This window comes from Niallia sp. Marseille-Q9988, from assembly GCF_976954375.1.
The window spans coordinates 57,867-82,218 of record NZ_CDRJSZ010000004.1 but is presented as its reverse complement, the minus strand read 5'-3'; the positions used below and the strand labels follow the sequence as shown (position 1 = coordinate 82,218).

The window sequence follows — 24,352 nt, the reverse complement described above, 5'->3', positions numbered from 1 at the left end:
TTTTCCATTATACAATTATTCTTCTAGTAAAGAGTAGCATTTTTTTCCTTCCTTTCTTATTTAATAACAATGTAATGATTAAATAAACAAAATATTCCCACTTTTAATAGGTTTATTGTATAATCAAACTAATCGTTTCGAATAACGAAATAGTTTGTTAGAGAAGGAGAATGAAAAATGAATACAGAGATGGAAAAGACGCTTTACCGTTCAGAAGTTCCTTTAGAACATACTTGGGACCTACGTGATTTATTTGAAACAGAAGAAGGATGGAAAGAAGAAATAGCATCGATTGAAGAGAGTATTCCTACTGTTACTCAATTTAAAGGCAAGTTTCATCAGAATGCTACAATGTTATTGGAATGCTTAAAAGCGCGAGATGCACTAAATGAAAGATTAACGAGAGCTATTACCTATGCAAATCTTAATCAATCTACAGATGGATCAAATCCTGTATATCAAGAGAACGATGCGATTGTTTCTTCACTCTATGCAAAAGTGAGTTCAAGCCTTTCGTTTATTGATTCTGAAATTCTTACACTATCAAATGATGAAATAAATACATATATGCAATCTGAAGAAGAATTGCAGGTTTTCTCCAAAACACTAAATGACCTAATGGAAGCAAAGCCTCATATGTTATCACCAGAAGCAGAAGAAGTATTAGCGGCCTTTGGCGAAATCCATGGTTCCCCTTATATGATATATCAAAGAAGCAAAACATCAGATATGGAATTCTCTTCTTTTGTTACAAATAATGGGACTGAATATCCGTTAACATTCAATTCCTTTGAAAAGTATGAAGAATCTGCTGATAAAGAGATTAGAAGAAAAGCATACGACTCTTTTACCGCAGGGCTAAATCGCTATAAAAATACGTATGCAGCTACCTATGGAACAGAAGTGAAAAAACAAGTAATCGAATCTCGTCTACGTAACTATGAATCTGTAACCGATATGCTTTTACAAGAACAGCAAGTGACAAAAGAAATGTACCATAACCAGCTGGACACCATTCTCACAGAATTAGCACCACATATGCAGAGATATGCGAGATTAAAAGAACGCATTTTAGGTTTAGATAAAATTCATTATTGTGACCTAAAGGCACCGCTTGATACAACCTATGATCCTGAAATCACCTATGAAGAAGCATCTAAGCTTATTTTAGAGGCACTTGATGTGATGGGTCCAGAGTATATGGAGATTATGGAAAAAGGTTTAAAGGATCGTTGGGTAGATTTAGCCGATAACCATGGGAAACGTTCTGGCGCCTTCTGCTCCAGCCCGTATGGTGCACATCCATATATATTAATGACATGGCATAATTCCATGCGAAATACTTTTACACTTGCCCATGAACTTGGACATGCAGGACATTTCGTTCTTGCTGGAAGAAATCAAATTATCTCCAATACTCGACCATCCCGTTACTTTGTCGAGGCACCATCTACAATGAATGAAATGCTTTTGAGTAAGCATATTATAAAAAAATCTACTAATGTCCAAATCAGAAGATGGGTAATCCTTCAATCGCTAGGCACATATTATCATAATTTCGTTACCCATATACTTGAGGGTGCATTACAAAGAAGAATCTATGAGTTAGCAGAGCAAGGAATGCCAATCACAGCAAAAGTTTTATGTGAGCAAAACCTCGCAGTCTTAAAGTCATTCTGGGGAGATAGCGTGGAAATAGATGAAGGTGCTGGGCTAACGTGGATGCGCCAACCACATTATTATATGGGGCTTTATCCATATACTTACTCTGCGGGCCTAACAGCATCAACTGCTGTCTCTCAAATGATTGAAGAGGAAGGAAAAACAGCAGTGGATCGCTGGTTAACAGTACTAAAAGCTGGCGGCACATTAAAACCAATTGAACTAATGAAATTAGCGAATGTCGACATGTCCACACCAGAACCAATCCAAAAAGCAGTGGCCTATGTTGGAAGCTTAATAGATGAATTAGAGTCTAGTTATTAATCGTCTTTAGGCTTTAGCCGAGAACCCTCGTGACTTCAGTCGTGGGTTGTTGACATTATGGAATGATATTTTTACCCTAAAACGAGCCTTTTTTACTTCTCACTTCATGAAGGAGCAATAGACAAACATAGAAAAAAGGAAGAGAAAATCAAAAAAATCCTCTTCCTTTTCCCATATTATAGCTTTTCCCCATTCGATTGAATAACATCTTTATACCAATAAAAGGAGTCCTTTTTTGAACGATTCATCGATCCGTTTCCTTCATTATCACGATCAACATAAATCATTCCATAACGCTTTTTCATTTCTCCTGTTGTAAAGGATACAATATCAATAATTCCCCATGGTGTGTAGCCAATCAAATCGACCCCATCATACGAAACAGCCTTTTCTAAAGCTTCAATATGAGCCTTTAAGTACTCAATTCTTTCTTGGTCATGGATAGCTCCATCTTCTTCAACCGTATCGATTGCTCCAAACCCATTTTCTACTATAAACAATGGGATTTGATAACGATCATATAAACGATTTAATACATATCGAAGACCTGTCGGATCAATAGACCAGCCCCAGTCACTTGCTTTGATAAAGGGATTTTCTACCGCATTCGGCAATGCTCCATTTACAATGTCCCCTGCATTATTATTAGCCACATCACTCTTAACTGTTGTAGACATATAGTAACTAAAACCTAAATAATCCACTGTCCCATTTTTTAAAATATCTTCATCACCAGTATGCATTGTAATAGAATAGCCTTCTCTCTCAAATTCCTTTAAAGCATATTTAGGATAATATCCTCGAACTTGAACATCTGGGAAAAAATATCTTTGTCTCATTTCCTCTTCAGCTAGCATAACATCTGCTGGATTAGAAGAATATGGATAGATCGGAATATGCGAAACCATTGCACCAATTTGAAAATCCGGATTTATTTTTTTCCCAACAGACACAGCTAATGCACTTGCAACTAGCTCATGATGGGCGGTTTGATACATTACCTCTTTTGCATTTTCCCCTTCTTGTATGGTTACCCCAGAATTTGTCCATAAAAATAACGGGCCAGAGACATCCATTTGATTATTAATTTCATTAAATGTCATCCAGTATTTCACCTTATCTTTGTAGCGATGGAAGCATGCTTCTGCAAATCGCACGAAACAGTCTACTACTTTCCTATTTCTGAAACCTCCATATTCTCTCGCAAGATGTAACGGCATTTCAAAATGAGATAGCGTAATAACTGGCTGAATGCCATACTTTAATAATTCGTCAAATACTTGATCATAAAAGCGTAGCCCTTCTTCGTTTGGCTCTAGCTCATCCCCTTTTGGAAAAATTCTGCTCCATCCAATCGAGGTTCGTAAGCACTTTAAGCCCATTTCCGCGAATAAAGCAATATCTTCCTTGTATCGATGATAAAAATCAATCGCTTCATGGTTCGGATAAAATTGTGCTTCTTCAATGGTGTCTGTTATTTTTCTTGGCACACCATGAGCACCTGCTGTCATAACATCTACAACACTTGGACCTTTTCCTCCCTTGTTCCATCCCCCTTCAAATTGATGGGCAGCTAAAGCACCACCCCATAGGAAATCCTTTGGCATTTTACTCATCGCTTCTTCCTCCTTCTAATTTATCATGCATTATTCGTTTGTTTATTACTCTTCTGTATCACATTCAAAACACCATACCTCAACACTATAATTGTACCGGTATAATATTATAAATACAATATTATATTTTTATACCCTGTTAATTTTAATGAGTTTTTATAACAGATATGCTATAATCCAGCTATAAAGTTTAAAGATATTGAGGTATGTACATGTTAAAATACCAGCAAATTGCAGAAAAAATAGAAAGATATATTGAAGAAAATGGACTTAAACAAGGCAGCAAGCTACCCGTCATTGAGGCTTTAATGAAACAGTATGGGGTTAGTAAAAGCACCATTATAAAAACCTTGGAGCTTTTAGAAAAAAAAGGGATTATTTTTCAGGTAAGGGGCAGCGGTATATTTGTAAGAAGGCAAAATCGAAAAGGCTATATTAGCTTACTTTCAAATCAAGGATTTAAAAAGGATTTAGAAGATTATGTACTAACTTCGACGATAATTGAATTAGAGGTAAGAAAACCAACAGAAGAAGTCTCTATAAATTTAAATATGGAGCTTAACGAGGATGTTTATTATGTGAAAAGAATCCGCTATATAAACGGACAAACCCTTTGCTTAGAGGAGTCTTGGTATAATAAATCGATCATTACCTATCTAAATAAAGAAATCGTTTCTGAATCCATTTTCCATTACATAACAGAAGGATTGGGATTAAAAGTTGGTTTTTCTGATGTCTATTTACAAGTGGATAAGTTAAATGAGGAAGAAGCAACTTTTTTAGGATTAGAAAAAGATGCTCCTAAATTATTAGTAGAAAGCATCTTTCATTTAACGAATGGCCAGCCATTTGACTTTTCAAAAGTCACTTATAATTATCAGCAGTCCCAGTTTTTTATTCAGGCAAATAGCCATTTCTTTTAATTAAATTCGGCTGTTTTCGTAAAGTTTGTTGCTATGACCCACAGCCTGAATACACTTTACTTTCCATGGGGCTACGCTTGAGCCTCCTCAGCTTCGCCTTTGTGGTCATACCTTCCTCGCTAACCCATGGGAGTCTACATGTATTCAGGCTGCTAAGTATTTTCTAATTAATTAATTTATTTTTCTTATTAAAAAGCAACAATCTTTTAGAAAACAGCCTTAAATTTAAATTAATAAATGAGAAGTCACAAAAGTGCTCTTCTTTTATTTCAAAAAAGTTACTTTTAAAATAAAAAGTGTTCTTCCTTAAATTTTAAATCGAGAGACTAATTGCTGAAGTTCTTCTGACATTTTAGATAATGCAATACTTGAGCTTGATATTTCTTGGAAGGAAGCGGTTTGCTCTTCTGTTGCTGCAGCAACACTCTCTGTTTTTTCTAACGTTTCACGAGAAGTATGAGCAATTTCCCCAACAGACTCTTGTACCTCTTGAACTTCTGCCGTAATTTCTTGCGTTGTTTCAGCCATCTTTTTAATATGATCTGCGATGGATTCTACACGATCTAGGATTTCCTTTATATGTTCATTTGTAGTATCAGATAATTTCGTTCCAGCATCTACATTTTCTTTTACTAATGACATATTTTTTTCCGTCGTATTGGAATGATTATGAATCGAGCTAATAAGTGAATGAATTTGACCAACTGAAGTACCTGTCATTTCTGAAAGTTTTCGGACTTCTTCTGCAACAATTGCAAAGCCTTTTCCATGTTCTCCTGCTCTTGCTGCTTCAATCGATGCATTTAATGCTAGCAAATTCGTTTGATTTGATATATCTTCAATGCTTGCTAGTACCTGATCGATTTCATTTGTACTTAAAACAAGGGACTTTAACCCATCGCCAGCCAAGTCAACAGATGCATGAATTGCCTCCATCTGTGTTTGCATTTCTACCAACGCTAATTCCCCATCTTTTGCTTTTTCTTTAATAAGTAGGGACTCAGTGGCAACTTCACTAGCGGTATTTGCTACATGCTTAATATTTTCCAAGGAATTATTAACCTCTATTAAACTGTTTTGAGTAAGTGAATCTTGCTTATTTCCATTCTCTGCAATGGTTTGTATAGCATACGCCACCTGCTCTGCAGCTACAGTTGATTGTTCCATACTAGAAGCTAATTCATCTGATGCAAGTGCCACGTTTTTAGAAGTTTGACCTACACTGCCTATCATCATCTGAAGCGATCCAACAAATGTGTTAAACGAATTTGCTAAATGACCGAATTCATTTTTCCCATTTACGTACACTCTTTGTGTTAAGTCACCTTCACCGGATGCGATATTTTGCAATTGACTATTTATTTTATTTAATGGACCCAAAATAGATTTGAGTAAAATAAAGCCTAAAACGATACTTAAACTAGTTGCAATAATAATAATAACGATCAATATCATTTTTGTTATTTCACTATTTTTTTGATTTTGTTCTTCAAGTAGAATGACATCTTGATTGATATGTTCTACTAATTCATTCACAGCTGGATCTAGTACTTCTTTTCTCAATGTACGTAAATCCTCAAAATGGAGCTTTTCTGCTGAAGCTTTATCCTCCCTATAAACCGTGGACACTTGATCACTTGTCGTTAAATACGATTGAAGACTAGAGTTAAAAGCCTTGATCCCTTCTTCATATACACGATAATTCGATAGATTTTCCATTGTTTTCAAAGTTTCATTTATATCCGATTTTTTGCTATTGATTCCATCAATATATTCATTATTGCCTGTAAGAAGAAAGCCTCTTTCATCATTAGAAATTCCAGCAATACGATATTGCAAATGCGTAACAAGACGTTGCATCTCTTTTGCATTCGTAAGCTCTTTACTTTTTGTTAGTAAAGCTTGCAGACTAGTATTGGTATATATGCCTATTCCTAAAATAGATATAATTAAAATGAAGAAAATTAGCGCTAATTGATATTTTATTTTCATTTTATCCCCCTGAGTTTTACTTGCCTTTTCACAAAGCTATTTTGATTATCATTTATTTCTTAGCTATGTACCTACTATATATCGGAGACATTTAGTTTTTATATAGTTTGTATACGATACCAATTTTCTTAAATAAGTATTTTTTATAAAAGATGTTCCAATACTTTTCTGAACATACAAAATAGACAACTTCTGAATAAAGTTGCCCTTTTAGAAAATCAATTAATCAATCTATTTTTTTAAAAATGCTTATATTATTTTAACACCTGAATTTTTCCATTATTCGTTTTCAATTTTACCAGATTCTCTCCATTGCCAATCACTGTGCTTCCTTTATATTTATCCAAAATGTTAATGCTACCGTTATCGACTTGGACAACAAAAGTGACATTTGTCGGCTCATTTTCTGTTTCAATTTCGATTCATCCATTATTCGTTTCTAATTGAATGGGTTGATTTAATGTAGTTGTTTTCATGGATATTCTTCCATTATTGGACTTTCCTTCAATGGTACCACTCACATGCTCCCATCAGACCATCGCTACTGGGAAAGATTTAGTTAAATATTATATTCAAGTGGCAGGATCTGAAGGGAAATCTTTATAAAATTAAGGAAAAGAGGAGTATATTATGTTATTAAATATGAAGCAATTATTAGAAGTTGCGCAAAAACATCAATTTGCTGTTGGAGCATTCAATGTAGCGGATAGTAATTTTCTTAGAGTAGTAGTAGAAGAGGCAGAAAGTAATAATTCTCCAACTATTATTGCTGTACATCCAACTGAATTGGATTTTGTAAAGGATGAGTTCTTTGCTTATGTGTTATCAAGAATAAAGAATAGTCATGTCCCATTTGTGCTACATTTAGATCACGGTGGGAATTTGGACGATATTATGCGGGCTATTCATGTAGGATTTAGTTCGAACCTTATGTCCCATTTCTTGACCAGCTTTTATCAATTTTTCTTTAGCTATATACGTATGGGCAATTCCAGAAGTGCACGCAGATATTCCAACAATATTCATCCTAATCCTCCTCCAATAAAAAAGTATTTATCAAGATTTTCCCTTATTATTAATTTTTAGTTAATACCTTTAAAAATTTACTCTTCGTTTGAAGTGTTTGAAACTTTGCAATTGTCTCTTCTTCAGCTAACAAGACAGCGACCTTTTGCAATAATTTTATATGAATAGTTGTTCTATCAGTGTCTTTGACTGCAAATAAGATAATAATATTAATAGGATTCCCATCTAGTGATTCCCATTCTATTAATGTTTTTGTTCTACCAATTGCAATGGATGTCTTTAATACATGCTCAGATTTGCCATGGGGGATGGCTCCCCCCTTTTCTAGACCTGTTACTCCTTCATTTTCGCGAAACATCACATCCTTTATAAATCCTTCTTTATTAGAAATACAACCGTTTTTAAATAATAACTCGGCTAACTCGTTAAGTACTTCTTCCTTCGTATTGCCTTGTAAATTTAAGTCTATAAGGTCTTCAGTTACAACCCTATTAAAATCCAATTCTTCTATTCTCATGTCCACTTTACACTCTCCTATCTTTCCATTTTCAACCGTTATTACTTTGTTGGTTGTAGTAGTCCTTAATGAATTGATCTATTTTAAATTTATCTTCTTGGTTTAAAATAGGACTCACAAGAATGGTTGGTTTATCAATAATACTATGTGTTTTCACAGTCGAAATCACTAGTTCTACATCTTCGTAGTCTGTCTGTTTTATTCGTTGTTGAGCTATAATTTTCTTTATATGGATATCAGGAAAAGTTCTTCTTATTTTTTCACTTAACAAATGAGAAGTACCAATTCCACTTGTACATTCTATTAATAAAGGAATCTGGTTAGCAAAATGATCATCATAAGATATCTGAAAATATAAAGTAATATAGCCGATTTCTTCATCCGTTATATACCTCACCCAATGCCCTTCTTCTATTAACTCATTTATGCTAACCTTTATTAAGCCAAATATATTGGTAAAGTTAGATTTAATCGACTTTAAAATTGGATTAATAATATATATCCGATGACTTAGTCTATATATCATTGCATGCATGTGCAAATTTAATCTTTCTAATAAAATAACTCATCATCTGTATCAAATTGGTACCAACTATTCTCTGTAACTCTCGCTATTAACCTATTTGCTAAAAGAATTACCTGTTCATTTTGGTAATGTTCTGTATCTTGATTCAATAAAAAGCGTGAATTAAGTTTATGCGCTTTCAAAATATAGTATAGAGAATAAATATCATATGCTTTTAATTGGATAGAAAAGCACTTTTCTATATCATCAACCAAATCTTTACATACATAATAGATACTAGCGTTATTATCTATCTCTTCAAATACTACTTCTTCGTTTAATATAAGCTTATTCCTTTGTTTTTCTATGATCGAGAGAAGGGAACAAAATAATGTTAAATAATAGGGCTGATCTAAACTTAAATCATGCTGTACTTGTATATCATGTAGTAATTTCTTAATTTTTAATAAATTATTATTTTTCACTTTTACTTTTTTTATAGAATCAGGAATATCATATTGACTAAAAGGATCTCCCATTTGAGTTAAGTATTTTTCAATAATCACCGCCATTAACCGATAAATCGATAGTTTATCTCCCTTTATAAATGTTCCTTCATTTGTTCTTATTAGTCTTAAGTTATATGGCATTAATTCTTTTTCAATATGTTTAAAGTCATTGAGGATAGAACTTTGGCTTACGATGTATTTCTCTGATATTTTCTGAATTGAGGTTTTACAGGGTGCAATCGACAGAAGGAATAATAATAGATTCAAACGACGTTCATCTGGATAATCAAATACTGTAGTTTCACTTTCTAGTATTTTCTTATTATTTTCTAAATAATAACCAAAATTTTCTTTTTTTATTATCCGAAACGGCATTGAATTTGCATCAATTATTTGTTGGATATCTCTATAAATTGTTTTTTTGGAAACTTCTAGTACTTCCGCTAACTCAGCAGCTGTTACATAACATTTCTCCTTTCTTAAGATATTAAGAATCATTTGATGACGCTCATTCATGACCTCACTCACGAATTACTTCACCTCTTTTCTAATCTCTATGCTACTATCTTATTCGATTGAAAATGGATACACAATTACAAAATTATGATGGATTTTGTGTCCCTATTAAGACGGGATTTTTTGTTTTAAGCTACTACATTGTATCTATCGGAATACTTAGGGAAACATTCTTCCTCTTTTTACGTATTGAAAAAAGTTTCCATTCTATCAAAAAAAAAGCAAGGAAACATAAAATCCCCCTGCTTCCTTGCTTTTTAAACCATCACTTTCATCGCCTCACTATAATGACAAGCAACCCATCTACCTTCCTTTACCTCTCTCCACTCCGGTACTTCCTGACACTTTTCTGTAGCAATCGGACATCGAGTCCGAAATCGGCACCCTGTTGGGGGAGCAATCGCACTTGGAAGATCACTATTTAATACAATACGCTCTCTCCGTCGTTCCACTTTAGGATTTGGGATTGGGATTGCAGATAATAATGCCTTTGTATATGGATGGAATGGTTCAGTATATAACTCCTCTGCAGGAGCAAGCTCTACAAGGCCCCCTAAATACATCACGCCTATTCGGTCACTGATATATTTCACCATTGATAAATCATGGGCAATAAACAAGTAAGTTAATCCTTTTTCCATTTGGAGCTTTTTCAATAAATTGACTACTTGTGCTTGAATAGATACATCCAAGGCAGAAATAGGTTCATCTAATATTAGAAATTCTGGATCTACTGCTAAGGCACGAGCAATTCCAATCCGTTGTCGTTGTCCACCTGAAAATTCATGGGGATATCTACTCGCATGCTCTTTTGGAAGACCAACCAATTCCAGTAACTCTTTCACCTTTTCCGTTCTTTCCTCTTTCGTCTGATATAATTGATGAATATCCATTCCTTCAGCAATTATATCTTCCACCGTTTTTCGAGAATCAAGAGATGCATATGGATCTTGGAATACCATTTGCATTTTCCGATGAATTGCCTTTTTTTCTTCATTCCTTACATTACCATTAATTTTCTTTTTTTGAAAAATAACCTCTCCATATGTTGCCTCATATAACTTTAATATGGTTCTGCCTGTTGTAGACTTTCCACAGCCTGATTCACCGACAAGCCCAAGTGTCTCCCCTTTCATAATATGGAAGCTAACATCATCTACTGCTTTTAGTGTTTGATTTTTATCTATTTGGAAATATTTTTTAAGATTATTCACTTCCATAATTGGTTCACTAGAAAGAAAACGCTTCTCCCTACTTTCTTCTATTTCCACAGATTTCTGAACTAACGAAATTCCCTTTTCATTTACACTAACAGGAGGAGCAATTTTAGGAGCTTTTTCATGCAGTAACCAACTTGCTGCATAATGTGTATCAGTAATTTGATACATTGGCGGTTCTAATTGATAATCAATAGCCATAGCGTATTCATTTCTTGCAGCAAATGGATCACCCTTTGGAGGGTTCATTAAGTTAGGTGGTGATCCTGGAATAGAGATTAATTCTCCTTTTGTATCTAAGTTTGGCATTGAACTTAACAACCCCCAATTATAAGGGTGCCTTGGGTCGTAAAATATTTCATCAACCGTTCCTTTTTCAACAATTTTCCCGGCATACATAATAGCAACAGAGTCTGCAATATTAGCAACAACTCCTAAATCATGTGTAATTAATATGATTGCAGTACCTGTTTTCTTCTGTATATCTTTTAATAGATCAAGAATTTGTGCTTGAATAGTAACATCTAGTGCAGTAGTCGGCTCATCTGCAATTAAAATTTTCGGATTACAAGCTAATGCCAATGCAATCATTATCCTTTGTCGCATACCGCCTGAAAATTGATGTGGATATTGATTATATCTAAGCTCAACATTGGGGATTCCAACTAGCTCAAATAGTTCTAATGCAATTTTCTTTGCTTCCTTTTGGGCTATTTTCCGATGCTTTCTGACGCTTTCTACTACTTGTAATCCAACTTTCATCGTTGGATTAAGGGCAGTCATTGGATCCTGAAAAATCATCGAAATTTCCGAACCACGTATGTTTTGCATTTTTCTTTCAGATAAGGAAACTAAATCTTGCCCATAGAATAAAATCTCTCCTTTACTGATATTCGAGATTCCTTCTGGTAACAATTTCATTATCGCTCTTGACGTCACAGATTTTCCTGATCCAGATTCTCCTACAATTGCTAATGTTTCCCCCTTCTTTAAAGTGAAATCAACTCCTCTAATTGCTTGAACTATCCCGGCATATGTTTTAAAGGAAATATGTAAATCCTTCACTTCTAAAATTGTCTCCATTTTCTATGCCTCCCCAAAAAGTCTATCTTCTTCATTATGTACTGCGCTCTGAAACTACTTTCTCAATTTGGGATCAAAAGCATCTCTTAATCCATCTGCTAAAAGATTAAAGCTCACCATTAATCCGGTGATGACAATAGCCGGATATATCAATAAATAAAATTGATTCCGCATGGAGTGGAAACCATCATTTATCAAAACTCCAAGGGAAGCTGCCGGTTCTTGTAATCCTAGTCCAATAAAACTTAAAAATGCTTCAGTAAAAATAGCACTCGGAATGGTAAACATCATATTAATAATAATTAAGCCAATCGTATTAGGAATCATGTGATTGACAATAATACGTTTATTGCCTGCTCCTAAAGAACGGGCAGCAAGAACGAACTCTTGATTTTTATATTTTAAAATCTGTGCTCTTACAATCCTAGCCATATTAACCCAACCTGTAATAACCATCGCAACCGTGATGGTAAAAATCCCCGGTTTCATCATCATGATTAATAGGATGACAATAACTAAGTGGGGAATTCCCATAAGAATTTCAATAACTCGCTGCATGAAGCTATCCACTTTCCCACCGATTAATGCAGAAATCGAACCAAAGGTTACTCCAATTGCTAAGTCAAGAACACTAGCTAAAAGGGCAATATATAAAGATATTCTGGTCCCTTCCCAAATTCTTGTCCATTGATCTCTTCCAAACTTATCTGTCCCAAGCCAATGTTCTCCATTAGGAGGTTGATAGGTTTTATCATAATCCGTTTGATAATAGGTATAGCCGTTCAGATAGGGGCCAAAAATCGCAAGCAAAAGAATTAGTAATAAAACAACTAAGCTAGCAATAGCCGCCTTGTTCTTTTTTATACGAATCCAAGCATCTTTCATAAAAGAAAAAGAGTGCTGCGATATTTGTTCTAGCTCCTCCTGTTTCCTTCCAACGACTTCGAAAAGTTCATCGGGCAGCTGATCTATTTTACGATTTGGTTCTGCCATTTATCTTCACCCCTTTAATCCGCTAATTCGAATTCTTGGATCTATCACACTATATAATAGATCGATAACAAGCATTGTTAGAATAAAAAAGGCACTGTAAAATAGTGTTACTCCCATAATGGTTGTATAATCATTAAACTTAATAGAGTCCACAAAGAGACTACCAATACCAGGAATACTAAAGATATTTTCAATAACCAATGAACCAGTTAAAATACTAACCGCAACCGGCCCGAGAATCGTGATAACTGGAATCATCGCATTTCGAACAGCATGTTTGATAATAACTCCCCATTGGCTGAGCCCTTTCGACTTAGCAGTTAAAATATAATCTTGCTGCAGAACATCTAGCATTTCTGTTCGCGTAAACCTGGAAACAAGTGCGATAATCATTAAAGATAAGGCGATCGATGGAAGAATAGAACTATCGTATCCTTCCCAAAACGCCACTGGAAACAACCCCCATTTCAAGGCAACTACATATTGCAATAGGGCAGCAAATACAAAGTTGGGAACAGAAACACCAATTACTGCAACGAACATCGTGACATAATCCCAAACCGTATTATGCTTTAAAGCTGCAATCATCCCTAGAATTAACCCAATAGATAATCCAAGTATGATAGCTTGCACACCAAGGAATGCAGAAGGGAGAATACGACTAGATAAAAGCTCGTTAACCGACTGTCCTTTGTAATAATAGGAAATTCCTAAATCCCCTTTTACTAGATTCACTAAGTATTTTCCATATTGTACATAAACAGGCTTATCTAATTCATATTTTGCAAGAAACTCCATTCTTGCTTCATCAGTGAGACTCGATAATTTTTCTTCATTAAAAGGAGAGCCCGGCAACAGCTTCATCAGAAAAAAAGTGATTGTTGCAATAATCCATAATGTAATGATTATATTTAAGATTTTTATGCCAATAAATTTCCCCATAAAAACACCTCTTCCCATGAAAAGATACTTAGTTTCTTCTAAAGAAGTTCCTCCTTAACTAGTTGGAGAACAATCTAATAGATTAGGAGGGAAAAATATCCCTCCTAACTCCTCCATGTTTATTTTTCAATTGTTACATACTTTAATTCTAGTGAACCACCAGGCGGTAATTCTAACCCTTTTACTTTAGGATTGATCATATATGCTCTGCCATCAAAGTAAAGTGGACCAACAATCCCTTTATCAATCAGTATTTTTTCTGCCTCGATAAATAAATCAATACGTTTATCTACATCTGTTTCTTTTTGAGCAGCTAGTACTAATTCTTGATACTTGCTGTCTTCAAAATAGCCTCGTGATGCGGAAGCTGGCTGTCCAAACCATTCATAGATGAACGTCATCGGATCATTATAATCTGCTCCCCATCTATTTACCGCAATCATGAAATCTCCCTCACGCATCGCTTCCAATCTTCCACTAAACGGCTTCGTGACGATGGAAACATCTACCCCTAAATTCTTCTTAAATTCACTTTGTAAAAATGTAGCCGTATCTTTAGAAACAGAATCATCTGATGCCAATAGTTCGATAGGCGGTAACTCTCCACTCTCTTTGATTCCTTCTTCAAGCAACTCTTTTGCTTTAGCAGGATCTGGTGTAAAAATATCACCTGCAATTTCACGATAAGTGGAGGAACTATTTCCGCTAATTCCAGAAGGAACTACCCCTGTTCCAGGCAGGGAACCATTATTTAAAATAGTGTCTGTTAAAATTTTCGGATCGAATGCTAATTGAAATGCTTGTCTAATTTTCTCATTATCAAATGGTTTTTCTTGTAAATTCACTTGTGTAAAATAAGTACGGAACATCGTTTCTGTTCCATAGCCTTCTTTATCTTTATAACTATTTACATCCGATGATTGTAAATAAACTTTATCAAGTTTCCCAGAATCATATAAATTTAGTGCGGTACTTGCTTCTTTAATAACATCTAAATTTACTTTATCTACTGCGACATTTTCCCTGTCCCAATATTCTTTATTTTTTTCTAATGAAACGCCTGTTCCTTGATCATAAGAGGTTAATACATAGGGGCCATTATAAAGAATGCTGTCTGCTGTCAGTGCATATTTGTCATACCCCACTTCTTCCACAAACTTTTGATTTAGTGGGAAATAAGTTACAAATGTAGTTAAATCAAGAAAGAATGGCGTAGGCTGGTTTAATGTCACAACCAGTGTTTTATCATCTGGTGCATCTACCGCAACAGCTGATTCATCTGCTTCGCCAGCATTATATTCTGCTGCTCCTTTTACAAACTGAGCAATAATGAAAGCATACTCGCTTGCTGTATCAGGATCTAACGTTTTTAACCAAGCATATTTGAAATCTGCTGCTGTAACAGGTTCTCCATTACTCCATTTAATTCCCTCTCTTAAATGGAAGGTATAGGTTAATGCATCCTCTGATATATCTACACTTTCAGCCATAGCAGGTTGAGGTTTATTATCCTTATCAAGTCGATAAAGCCCTTCAAGTACATTATTTAAGATGGTAAAAGATGTTCCATCCGTTGATTTCGTTTGATTTAAATCTGGTATATCTGATTCTAATGCCAGATTCAATGAACTAACTTCTTCATTGCTAGATTTTTCTTCTTCACTTGAGCTAAAGCCTGCACAACCACTAAGCAATAGCACTAATACTACAAGTACTGACACATTTAACATCCACCATTTTCGCATTGTTTTCCCCCTTATTATGTATATAGCATGTACACAACAAAAAAATGTTATATTTTCTGACAAAAACAAAATCAAAAAATGGATGAAAGTCATTAGATGTTACTTCTTATAACATAAAGTTATTATACTGCCCCTCATTATGGAGGTCAATTATAATTTGTAATATTTTGAAAATTAAAACTTCAGTCTAAGTAACCATACATTCTCCCCTATACACACCTAAATATTTGTCTCTATAACAAACCTCAGGATTTTACTCATAAGAAAAAAGGCGATTTACCAATGCTCGCCTTTTTAACCTGATAACTATTCATTTTTCCTACTAAGAGATATATGAATCTCTAAAACTACTTGTGGGGTACAACCACTGTATAAAAATATAAGGGGGCAATAATAACTTTTTCTCTTGGTGTTCTGATACAAAATCCGCTATTGCAATAGTAGATTCTACTCCTCCATGCAAGGATAGGAAGTAATTTAGCTGTTTCATTACCTTAATTAAGGTATCCAATGTCTCTTTATCTTTTCTTAAAAGTTTATAAGAAATTCCTAAATTAGACTTGATACCAAGCTGCTTTTGATGGACTGCAACCTCTTGAAATTGATTACTCTCAATCTGGTCTAGTTGCACAAAAATTTCATTATCTGCGTCTAACTTATAAACTCCATTATTAGGTATTCCTGTAACAACATCTTGGTTCAATTTAATAATCAAGGGCGATATAGCTTGAATAAATTCTGGTTCAAACTTGTCAAATACCTCAAATAAAATCTGCGCAAGCGTATTTTTGTGAAAAAGGGAATTTTGTGTTTTCCCTATGTTTTTATGATGTTTTTCAATGGAACACGAGACAATATGAGAAGTTGATGGTTGTAAATAATCTCGATTCATTTGATCTTGATAGGTTCCAAATATCCGTTGCATTAATTGATTATTCATCTCCATCATTAATCTGTTACTCCGTTTCTTGGTTTCCAATACTAAGTGCCCCAGGTTGGCATTCATGTCCTGCTAATGCATTGCCAAGATTTACTCCCAATGTTAAAGTAACGAGAACAACTATAGATACTATCATTTTTTTCATTCTTTGAAACACTCCTTTTCTTTTATCTATTTGTATTTGTTAATGAAAGTTTATCTCAAATAACCTATTTATAAAAATAGGTAAAATTATACTATTTTTTCTATCATTTAATAAGTAATTTTAACCTGCAATTTTACTACTTATCTGCTAAATCATTCCTCATATTCTAGCGCCTTCATTAAATAGTCGGCAGCCTTTTTATATGCTTTCTTATCATAAAAATGATTACCAAGCTCTTTCGTAATTCTTTTAATCAAAATTCCTTGATTTAAATGAATAGCAGAATCTAGCATTTTTGCATTCCTTTTTCATATAAACTTTCATTTCCCTGTAATTTCTTCACTGATAACCTTAATAAACATAATAAAATATTGTCATGCTTAAGCTGAAATTTTTCTGTAATCGTTAATGCTTTTTCTAAATATTTATCCACTAGTACCCAATCTTTTAGTTCAATATAGATTTCCACTAATCTTCTTAGTGGGTGAACAATTTGTAAATCTAATGAAGGGTCTTCAAAAATATTAATACTATTTAAATAATAGTTAATCGCTGACCCATATTCCTTTTTTCTTTCATAGACTCTCCCTATATTATGCTGTATCATCCCTTTGAAGCTAGTAAGTTTTTCATGTCCTTCCATTTCTATGATAATACGCTCTGCTTTTTTTAAACATTCCATTGAATTATCTAAATCATTATTTAGTTGATACTGAACGCCTAATGTAATTAATGCAGTAATGATATATTCTTTTTCCTCATATTTTTCAAAAATCTCATATGCTTTATTAGAATAATACATACTAATTTCTTGATTTGCGTGAGTTCTTTGCTTTATCAAACTAAGATTATAATAAAGCTTTGCAGCATCCAGACTATCCCTTTCTTTTAATAAATGATCTGCCTTTGTATAATAATGAACCGAATAATTAAAATCTTGAAGATAGTAAAAGAAGTTTCCACACGCCAGAAAATAGTAAAAGTATTCATCCTCTAACCCTTCACTCATTTCTCCTGAAATAAATCGTTTGGATAGGCTATAAATACTTCTTGCCTGCTCTATTTCACCTTTTGTCGTATAGTACCGTAACAGTACACCATAAAGGTGAAGGTTTACTTTTGTAGAGTTCAATTCTAGCGTTTGTATATGTAAATAAGAGAGATCTTCTTCTGTTATTTCTCCTTTCTGCTTATAACTTTCTACAATTCCCAACGTTTTTTCGTCTCTATTCGGGCTACTTAACTCGGTTAAATCATACCCTAGTCTTTTCGAAACTTTTCTTAGAAACTCTGCAGAAGGATTAATTTGTCCATTTTCAATTCGACTTAAATAAGTGATGGAACATATCCCTTCCGTAAGCTCTTTTTGCGTTAACTGTTTATGTATTCGCAGCTGCCTTATTCTTTCACCTACCATTTTGACCCCTTCTCTCCAAAGATCTATCTCTATTTTTCTATTATATATTATATCGCGCTTATACCATTCTTTTGAAATATAATAGCGTATGGACATTTTTTAATTTAGCTATACATTATGACGCTTTAAATTGGTTATTTCTATTAAAAATAACCAACCATCCATACGAAACTATTCGTGTGAATGGTTGGCTTTCTTCGGCTGGAATACTTATTATGTCCTCAGCATTTTTTTATCGTGTTTTCAATTTTACGCTATTGTAGACAGATGAGAAGTACTATTCCCTTTCCACATATGAACTATAAGCGCAAGTATCGGAAAGGCAATAGCAAAAAGCAGGGAAATTTCTGGACTAAATTGATAATAGCTATAGCTTCCAATCCAGGAACCAAAGGCTCCTCCTAAAAAGAAGATTGTCATATATAAACCGTTCAATCGATTCCTGATTGATGGGTTTAAGCTATAAATAACCTTTTGTCCTAATAGCATATTACCTGATACACCGATGTCTAGCACAATTCCTGAGATTACGATAAGACCTATACTTATATAAGAATGGTCCTTTACAAAAAAGAGGAGAAGGATAGAAAAAATAACTAGCCCCATTGAAACATTTGTCATTATATAAATATATCCTTTATCTGCTAACTTCCCAATATAAGGTGTCAATAATGCACCTGCAATGGCAACAAAACCAATGAGTGCAATTTCATTATTGGAATAATGCAAAGACTCAGATCGTAAGAGTATCGGCATCACTGTCCAATATAGACTGAATGTAGCAAATACACAGGCATGATAAAATGCTCGTTGCTGTAGAGGTGCTGTATCAAGTAATACTCTTACCATCGAACGCAATAAACCCGGATAGGTTATAGCAAGGCTGGATTCTACTTCAAAGTCTGGTAAAAATTTTAATAGTAATAATAAAATAGTAACTAAGAGCAGAAAAGAAAATAGATAGACCATTCTCCATCCTAGCCAATCTGTAATAGCAATAGAAAATGGGCGCGCAATCATAATTCCGATTAAAAGCCCACTCATTACTTTCCCGATATAATTTCCTGCTTCTTCTCTTGGTACAATTTTCATCGTTAACGGAACCAACATTTGTGCTGCACTTGCACCAATCCCAATAATGGTAACAACGAACAAAAAGAGAAAGCCATTTGTTGAGAATAAAGCGCCAATTAATGAAAGGATTGTCACTCCTAATAGTAAGATGATTATTTTCTTACTTTTGTATAAATCTGCCATTGGGACTAAAAAAAATAAACCAGCACCATATCCTATTTGGGTTAAAGTTGTTAAAAGTCCGGAAGAATTAGAAGATATATGTAGATCTGCAGAAATAAATTGGATAATTGGCTGAGCATAATAAATATTAGCGACAACCGCTCCACAGCTAATCGCTAAAAGAAAGATGAGAAAGTTTGTTTTATTATTCATTTACCATAATTCCTTCCATTAGAATAGATGGTATATAATATAATTATTTTAAAAGGAAAAGTCTAGAAAAACAACTTCACTTTCTTCATTCTATGCTCAGTAATTTCTAATTAGAGATCAGCCTTTTCTTCAGGGCTAGCATCACCAAAGGAGCTTTACAAGTACATATCCTAAGATAGATAATACTATTGAACCAATCAAACCAGCTATAAACGGTTTTATACCGAGTTTTTTAAAGGTTTTTATATCTACATAGAGCCCCAATCCAGCCATTGCCATCCCAATAAAAATATATGCTAAATCGACTAAGTTTGCAGTAATTGTTTTGGTAACAATACCAAGCGTATTTATTCCACTCATAAATAGAAATCCAAAAATAAACCAAGGGAAAACAGAAAGAGATATTTTTTTCGATGTGCTTCCTTCTTTTTTATCAGAGAAGATCATTCCAATAATAATCGCTACTGGTACTAATAAGGCGACACGTGTTAATTTTACAATAACCGCTATATCCACCGTCGTTTTTCCCCCGATGGAAGCTGCAGCGATAACATGAGCTACTTCATGAAGTGTACTGCCTGCGAATATTCCATATTCTGTTGGAGTCAAAGGTAAAACAGAATAAAGAGCCGTATAGATTAATGTAAAAATGGTACCTAAAATAGCTACAGTAGCTGCTGCAACAGACGTCTCCTCCTCTTTCGCTTTTAATGGAGCAGCAATCGCAACTACAGCTGCTGCCCCACAAATAGCGGTACCACAGGCGGTTAATATTCCTAATTTTTTATCCACTTTAAAAAATCGAGTCAAACCATATACAAAACATAGGGTAAAGATAATTACAACTACTGCTACAATAACAACATTTACTCCAGAGTGATAAATATCAACTAAGTTAAGTCGCATTCCCAAAAGAATGATTCCTAGCCGCAGTAACTGCTTATTCGAAAATGCTATCCCTTTTTCGAATTTTACCTTTAACCCAAAGATTGCCCGCCAACCCATGCCTATCAATATCGCAAGCACTAATGGTCCCATAATAGATAGGATTGGCAGTGCATCTGCTAAATATTTTGCAAAAATAGCAATGACAAAGGTGATTCCAACCCCCATTATCCATCCACTTGGTTTTACTTGTGCCTTTTCGTTCGTCTCCATATGGACCCTTCATTCTAAATTAGTTCCTTCATACTTACCTTATAAGAATTTTTATTATTAGTAAAATATATATTAATGATAACTATTATTATAAATACTAATTATAAAACAAGAAAAAGACCTGCTAGTTGGATTACACATTAGCAGGTCTTCTGTTACTAAGATTTATTTGCAATTGCCTTACATCACTTTTTGGTGGTAGTCCAAAAAGCTTGCTATATTCTCTACTAAACTGAGATGGACTTTCATAGCCAACCTGAAAGGCTGCTTCTGCAGCTTCTAATCCTTCAGAAAGCAATAACCTACGCGCTTCCTGTAATCGAATCACTTTTTGAAACTGCAAAGGAGACATTCCTGTAATTAATTTAAAATAATGATGAAAAGAAGAAACGCTCATATTAGCAGATTTAGCTAATTCCTCTATGCGAAGGGGCTTCGCATAATTATGATTAATCACTTGTATTACCTCTTTTATGGATTGTGAATGACTTCCTAAAATCGCATATTGCTTCATCTGATAACCATCCTCTGTTTGCAAAATACGATATAATATTTCCTTTTGATAGAGTGGTGCAAGCACAGAAATATCTTTTGGGGAGTCGAGAAGCTTCAGCAATCTACTTAAGGCATCTGTCATATCTGGGGTAGTTTTATTTACTAGCATTGCCCTTTTAGGTAGAAGGGAGTCTCCTTCCTTTTGAGTGACTGCTTCTAAAATCTGTTCCGTCGTAAATCCAAGCCTTATACAATAATATGGATTATCTTTCGAAGCGTCTGTAATTTTCCCACTAATAGGCAAATGAACAGATGTGATAAGATATTGACTGGAATTATAACGAAATATCTCCTCACCGAGCATGACTATTTTGGCCCCTTGTACGATGAAACAAACCGATGGATCTATTATAGAATGCAGTGGCTCTGTTAAGGTAGAAGCTCGAATAATACTTAAATGGTCAATCTTTGTTTCATGTGTGCCATCTATTTTAATATGCTTTTCTATTAATTGTAATAGCTGGCTTTGTGGATTTTCCATAAATCCTCCTTCGATTTTTCATTCATTTTACATCTTATTTGGAGAATTAGGCAAAGATGAAACATGAATCTTCTATCCATCTTGTCTCATGCCTATATATAATTAACTCACATCAGCCTAAAGGATGAAAGAAATAACTAATGGAGGAATCATATGAATCAGTTAAAAGACAAAGTTGCCATTATTACTGGTGCATCTAGAGGAATCGGTAGGAGCCTTGCAGAAGAACTTGCTCAATCAGGGGCTAAGGTGATTATCAACTATGCAAATAGTGCTGAGAAAGCAAGAGAAGTTGTTGCAACAATCGTGCAAAAAGGGGGAGAAGCAGTAGCAGTTCAAGCAGATGTCAGCAAAATCAAAGAAGTGGAACGTTTATTTACAGAAAGTCTTCATCATTTCGGAAAAATAGACATTTTAGTTAATAACGCAGGGGTTATGCATACAATTCCTTTAAGGGATGTTACAGAAGAAGAGTTTGATCTCCATTTCTCCATCAATGTGAAAGGCACTTATTTTGCATGCCAGCAAGCACTTAAACATATGGAGCCAAATGGAAAAATCGTCAATTTCTCTACCTCTGTAGCTGGAATGATGTTCCCTGGATATAGCCTGTATGCTGCAACAAAGGGGGCTGTTGAACAGATTACAAGACAATTATCAAAGGAATTTGGGCAAAAAAATATTACGATAAATACCGTTTCTCCCGGCCCTACAAACACTGAGCTGTTTATGAATGGCAAAAGTCCTGAACAACTAGAAAATCTAAAAAGGCTCAATGCATTTGGTCGTTTTGGAGAAACAGAAGATATTGCCAAAGTTGTTGCCTTTCTAGTAAGCGACGACGCTCGCTGGATTACTGGACAGACAATTCGAGTAAATGGTGGAATGGTTTAATAGATAAAAAATCGATTGAAAGAATAGGATTCACACTGAATGGTGTAAATCGATTCTTCCAATCGATTTTTTTCTTTGGCCGCTTTCATAAAGATTGTTGCTATGAATACACTTCATATTCTATGGAACGTGGGACGTGCCGCTTCTCGTTCACTTCTGCAGTCTCGGACTTTCTCACCTTTTTCATATTCTAGGTTGTGGTGCTTTTTCCTATTGAAAAACAACAATCTTTAAAAACAGCTTTTATTTAAATCATTGTTGTATTAATGTGATGGATGATCTACTTTCACTCGTTTGATAAAGAATGATAGAACAAGACCAATGATGGCCACAATAATAGCAAAACTAAATGATTTTTGGACACCTGCTGTAAAAGCAAGCAATGGATTTAACGGATTTGTTAAATTTGTTGTACTACTTAAATATTCAGCAGAACCTGAAGCTAAAAGAGAAATAGCAATTGCTGTTCCGATTGCACCACCAACTTGCTGCAAAGTATTCATAATTGCTGTTCCGTGTGGATATAATTCAGGCGGCAATTGGTTTAAACCATTTGTTTGTGCCGGCATCATTACCATGGAGACACCAATCATTAATACAATCAGAAGAACAATGATAAAGCCTGATGATGTATCAATATCAATCGTTGAGAATCCGAATAATGCAAGTGTCGCTAGCGCAAGACCTGGAATAACTAGCCATTTTGGCCCGAATTTATCAAAAAGACTGCCCATAATTGGTGAAAGCAATCCATTGATTAGACCGCCTGGCAGAAGTAGCAATCCTGCAGTGAACGTGCTTAATGCTAGAACATTTTGTAAATATAATGGCAATAAAATCATGGATGAAAGCATCACCATCATAATCATGATTACAAGCACTAATCCTATAACAAACATTGGATATTTAAATGCACTTAAATTCATCATAGGCTGCTCCATTCTTACTTGGCGAATAGCAAACAAAATTAATGCTATTAGTCCGATAGCAATAGAAGTAATCACTTCTATGCTTCCCCATCCGCCGCCTTCTCCTGCATTACTAAATCCATAAACAATGCCACCGAATCCAATTGTTGACAATACAATAGATAAAATATCGATCTTCGGCTTCGTTAATGTTGTTACATTTTGCATAAATATACTACCAAAAACAAGAGCAACCAAGAGAAGTGGCAATGAAATCCAGAAAATCCAATGCCAAGTTAGGGAGCGAAGAATTAGCCCAGAAATAGTTGGCCCCACTGCCGGAGCAAAACTAATAACTAACCCCATCATTCCCATTACTTTTCCGCGCTTATGCGGTGGGATTAATACAAGAATTGTATTAAACATAAGAGGTAATAATAGCGCTGTGCCAATTGCCTGAACAATACGTGCAATCATTAAAATCGTAAAGGTTGGCGCGATTGCCCCGATTATTGTTCCTGAAATCGAGAAAATAAGAGATGTAATAAATAACTGCCTTGTCGTAAACCATTGTAGAATAAGACCAGATACAGGAACTAAAATTCCAAGTGTTAATAAATAACCTGTTGTTAGCCATTGTACGGTTGTTTCGTTAATACTAAAATCCGTAATGATTGTTTTTAATGCCATATTCAGTGCCGTTTCACTAAATAAACCAATAAAGCCCGCAATTAAAAATGATGCAATAATTGGAACCGTTCTAAACTCCGATTTCCCAATTGTATTGCCTTTAGCAGGAATATCCATTGTCATATTGCTTTTCCTCCTTTAAATC

Annotated in this window: 20 protein-coding genes and 2 pseudogenes; 4 read left to right on the top strand and 18 right to left on the bottom strand. The window is 34.5% G+C overall.

What is annotated here, in order from left to right:
- The first annotated feature begins 177 nt into the window (after positions 1–177).
- On the top strand, positions 178–1,986 hold the full coding sequence (gene pepF / locus ACWNMZ_RS07435) for an oligoendopeptidase F (protein WP_251627667.1): 1,809 nt from the start codon (positions 178–180) through the stop codon (positions 1,984–1,986).
- 176 nt (positions 1,987–2,162) lie between these two features.
- Here the strand turns inward: pepF and bglA are convergent, their stop codons facing one another.
- Complete coding sequence (bglA, locus tag ACWNMZ_RS07430; RefSeq protein WP_251627669.1) at positions 2,163–3,602, bottom strand: 6-phospho-beta-glucosidase BglA; 1,440 nt, start codon at positions 3,600–3,602, stop codon at positions 2,163–2,165.
- A 212-nt stretch (positions 3,603–3,814) separates the two neighbouring features.
- On the opposite strand from bglA, the gene ACWNMZ_RS07425 reads away from it, so the two are divergent.
- Entirely contained in the window at positions 3,815–4,525 is a 711-nt protein-coding gene (locus ACWNMZ_RS07425; protein ID WP_251627671.1) for a GntR family transcriptional regulator, read from the top strand.
- Positions 4,526–4,831: 306 nt separating this feature from the next.
- On the opposite strand, the gene ACWNMZ_RS07420 is transcribed toward ACWNMZ_RS07425, so the two are convergent.
- A complete protein-coding gene (locus ACWNMZ_RS07420; protein WP_251627673.1) occupies positions 4,832–6,517 on the bottom strand; it encodes a methyl-accepting chemotaxis protein in 1,686 nt (561 codons plus the stop codon).
- A 630-nt stretch (positions 6,518–7,147) separates the two neighbouring features.
- Between ACWNMZ_RS07420 and ACWNMZ_RS07415 the strand changes: the two are divergent.
- Positions 7,148–7,471: pseudogene (locus tag ACWNMZ_RS07415) on the top strand (class II fructose-bisphosphate aldolase); the annotation flags it as partial.
- Here the strand turns inward: ACWNMZ_RS07415 and ACWNMZ_RS07410 are convergent.
- The 15 genes and pseudogenes from ACWNMZ_RS07410 to ACWNMZ_RS07340 all read right to left on the bottom strand — a co-directional run.
- A pseudogene (locus tag ACWNMZ_RS07410) lies at positions 7,430–7,543 on the bottom strand (PTS fructose transporter subunit IIB); the annotation flags it as partial. The pseudogenes ACWNMZ_RS07415 and ACWNMZ_RS07410 sit on opposite strands and share 42 nt — an antisense overlap.
- Positions 7,544–7,592: 49 nt before the next feature.
- On the bottom strand, positions 7,593–8,060 hold the full coding sequence (locus ACWNMZ_RS07405) for a PTS sugar transporter subunit IIA (protein ID WP_031537255.1): 468 nt from the start codon (positions 8,058–8,060) through the stop codon (positions 7,593–7,595).
- 31 nt (positions 8,061–8,091) lie between these two features.
- The gene (locus tag ACWNMZ_RS07400) at positions 8,092–8,586 is read right to left on the bottom strand and encodes a PRD domain-containing protein (protein ID WP_160314273.1); all 495 of its coding nucleotides are present in this window, start codon (positions 8,584–8,586) and stop codon (positions 8,092–8,094) included.
- A gap of 26 nt (positions 8,587–8,612) precedes the next feature.
- Positions 8,613–9,602, bottom strand: coding sequence for an HTH domain-containing protein (locus ACWNMZ_RS07395; RefSeq protein WP_031537257.1), 990 nt, complete (start codon positions 9,600–9,602; stop codon positions 8,613–8,615).
- 245 nt (positions 9,603–9,847) lie between these two features.
- A complete protein-coding gene (locus ACWNMZ_RS07390; RefSeq protein ID WP_035416393.1) occupies positions 9,848–11,890 on the bottom strand; it encodes an ABC transporter ATP-binding protein in 2,043 nt (680 codons plus the stop codon).
- A 54-nt stretch (positions 11,891–11,944) separates the two neighbouring features.
- On the bottom strand, positions 11,945–12,883 hold the full coding sequence (locus ACWNMZ_RS07385; RefSeq protein WP_031537259.1) for an ABC transporter permease: 939 nt from the start codon (positions 12,881–12,883) through the stop codon (positions 11,945–11,947).
- 6 nt (positions 12,884–12,889) lie between these two features.
- Positions 12,890–13,825 carry an ABC transporter permease gene (locus tag ACWNMZ_RS07380; protein ID WP_031537260.1) on the bottom strand — a complete coding sequence of 312 codons (936 nt, stop codon included), beginning with the start codon at positions 13,823–13,825 and terminating at the stop codon, positions 12,890–12,892.
- A 119-nt stretch (positions 13,826–13,944) separates the two neighbouring features.
- Positions 13,945–15,570, bottom strand: a complete 1,626-nt coding sequence (locus tag ACWNMZ_RS07375) for a peptide ABC transporter substrate-binding protein (protein ID WP_031537261.1) — start codon at positions 15,568–15,570, stop codon at positions 13,945–13,947.
- A 322-nt stretch (positions 15,571–15,892) separates the two neighbouring features.
- Positions 15,893–16,519 (bottom strand): hypothetical protein, encoded by a 627-nt coding sequence (locus ACWNMZ_RS07370; protein WP_031537262.1) that lies wholly within the window; start codon positions 16,517–16,519, stop codon positions 15,893–15,895.
- A 7-nt stretch (positions 16,520–16,526) separates the two neighbouring features.
- Positions 16,527–16,655: a hypothetical protein gene (locus ACWNMZ_RS07365; protein ID WP_268817860.1), complete on the bottom strand. Its 129-nt coding sequence runs from the start codon at positions 16,653–16,655 to the stop codon at positions 16,527–16,529.
- Between the two features lie 152 nt (positions 16,656–16,807).
- Positions 16,808–16,948, bottom strand: a complete 141-nt coding sequence (locus tag ACWNMZ_RS07360) for a hypothetical protein (protein ID WP_449598528.1) — start codon at positions 16,946–16,948, stop codon at positions 16,808–16,810.
- A complete protein-coding gene (locus ACWNMZ_RS07355) occupies positions 16,942–18,072 on the bottom strand; it encodes a helix-turn-helix domain-containing protein (RefSeq protein WP_449598526.1) in 1,131 nt (376 codons plus the stop codon). Before ACWNMZ_RS07355 ends, ACWNMZ_RS07360 begins: the two co-directional genes overlap by 7 nt.
- Positions 18,073–18,321: 249 nt before the next feature.
- Positions 18,322–19,521: an MFS transporter gene (locus ACWNMZ_RS07350; protein WP_235251611.1), complete on the bottom strand. Its 1,200-nt coding sequence runs from the start codon at positions 19,519–19,521 to the stop codon at positions 18,322–18,324.
- Positions 19,522–19,662: 141 nt separating this feature from the next.
- Entirely contained in the window at positions 19,663–20,679 is a 1,017-nt protein-coding gene (locus ACWNMZ_RS07345; RefSeq protein ID WP_235251612.1) for a YeiH family protein, read from the bottom strand.
- A 133-nt stretch (positions 20,680–20,812) separates the two neighbouring features.
- Positions 20,813–21,715 carry an AraC family transcriptional regulator gene (locus ACWNMZ_RS07340; protein ID WP_235251613.1) on the bottom strand — a complete coding sequence of 301 codons (903 nt, stop codon included), beginning with the start codon at positions 21,713–21,715 and terminating at the stop codon, positions 20,813–20,815.
- 153 nt (positions 21,716–21,868) lie between these two features.
- Between ACWNMZ_RS07340 and ACWNMZ_RS07335 the strand changes: the two genes are divergently transcribed.
- On the top strand, positions 21,869–22,609 hold the full coding sequence (locus ACWNMZ_RS07335) for an SDR family oxidoreductase (RefSeq protein WP_031537267.1): 741 nt from the start codon (positions 21,869–21,871) through the stop codon (positions 22,607–22,609).
- A gap of 263 nt (positions 22,610–22,872) precedes the next feature.
- Here the strand turns inward: ACWNMZ_RS07335 and ACWNMZ_RS07330 are convergent, their stop codons facing one another.
- Entirely contained in the window at positions 22,873–24,330 is a 1,458-nt protein-coding gene (locus ACWNMZ_RS07330; RefSeq protein WP_035416394.1) for a DHA2 family efflux MFS transporter permease subunit, read from the bottom strand.
- Between the last annotated feature and the right edge of the window lie 22 nt (positions 24,331–24,352).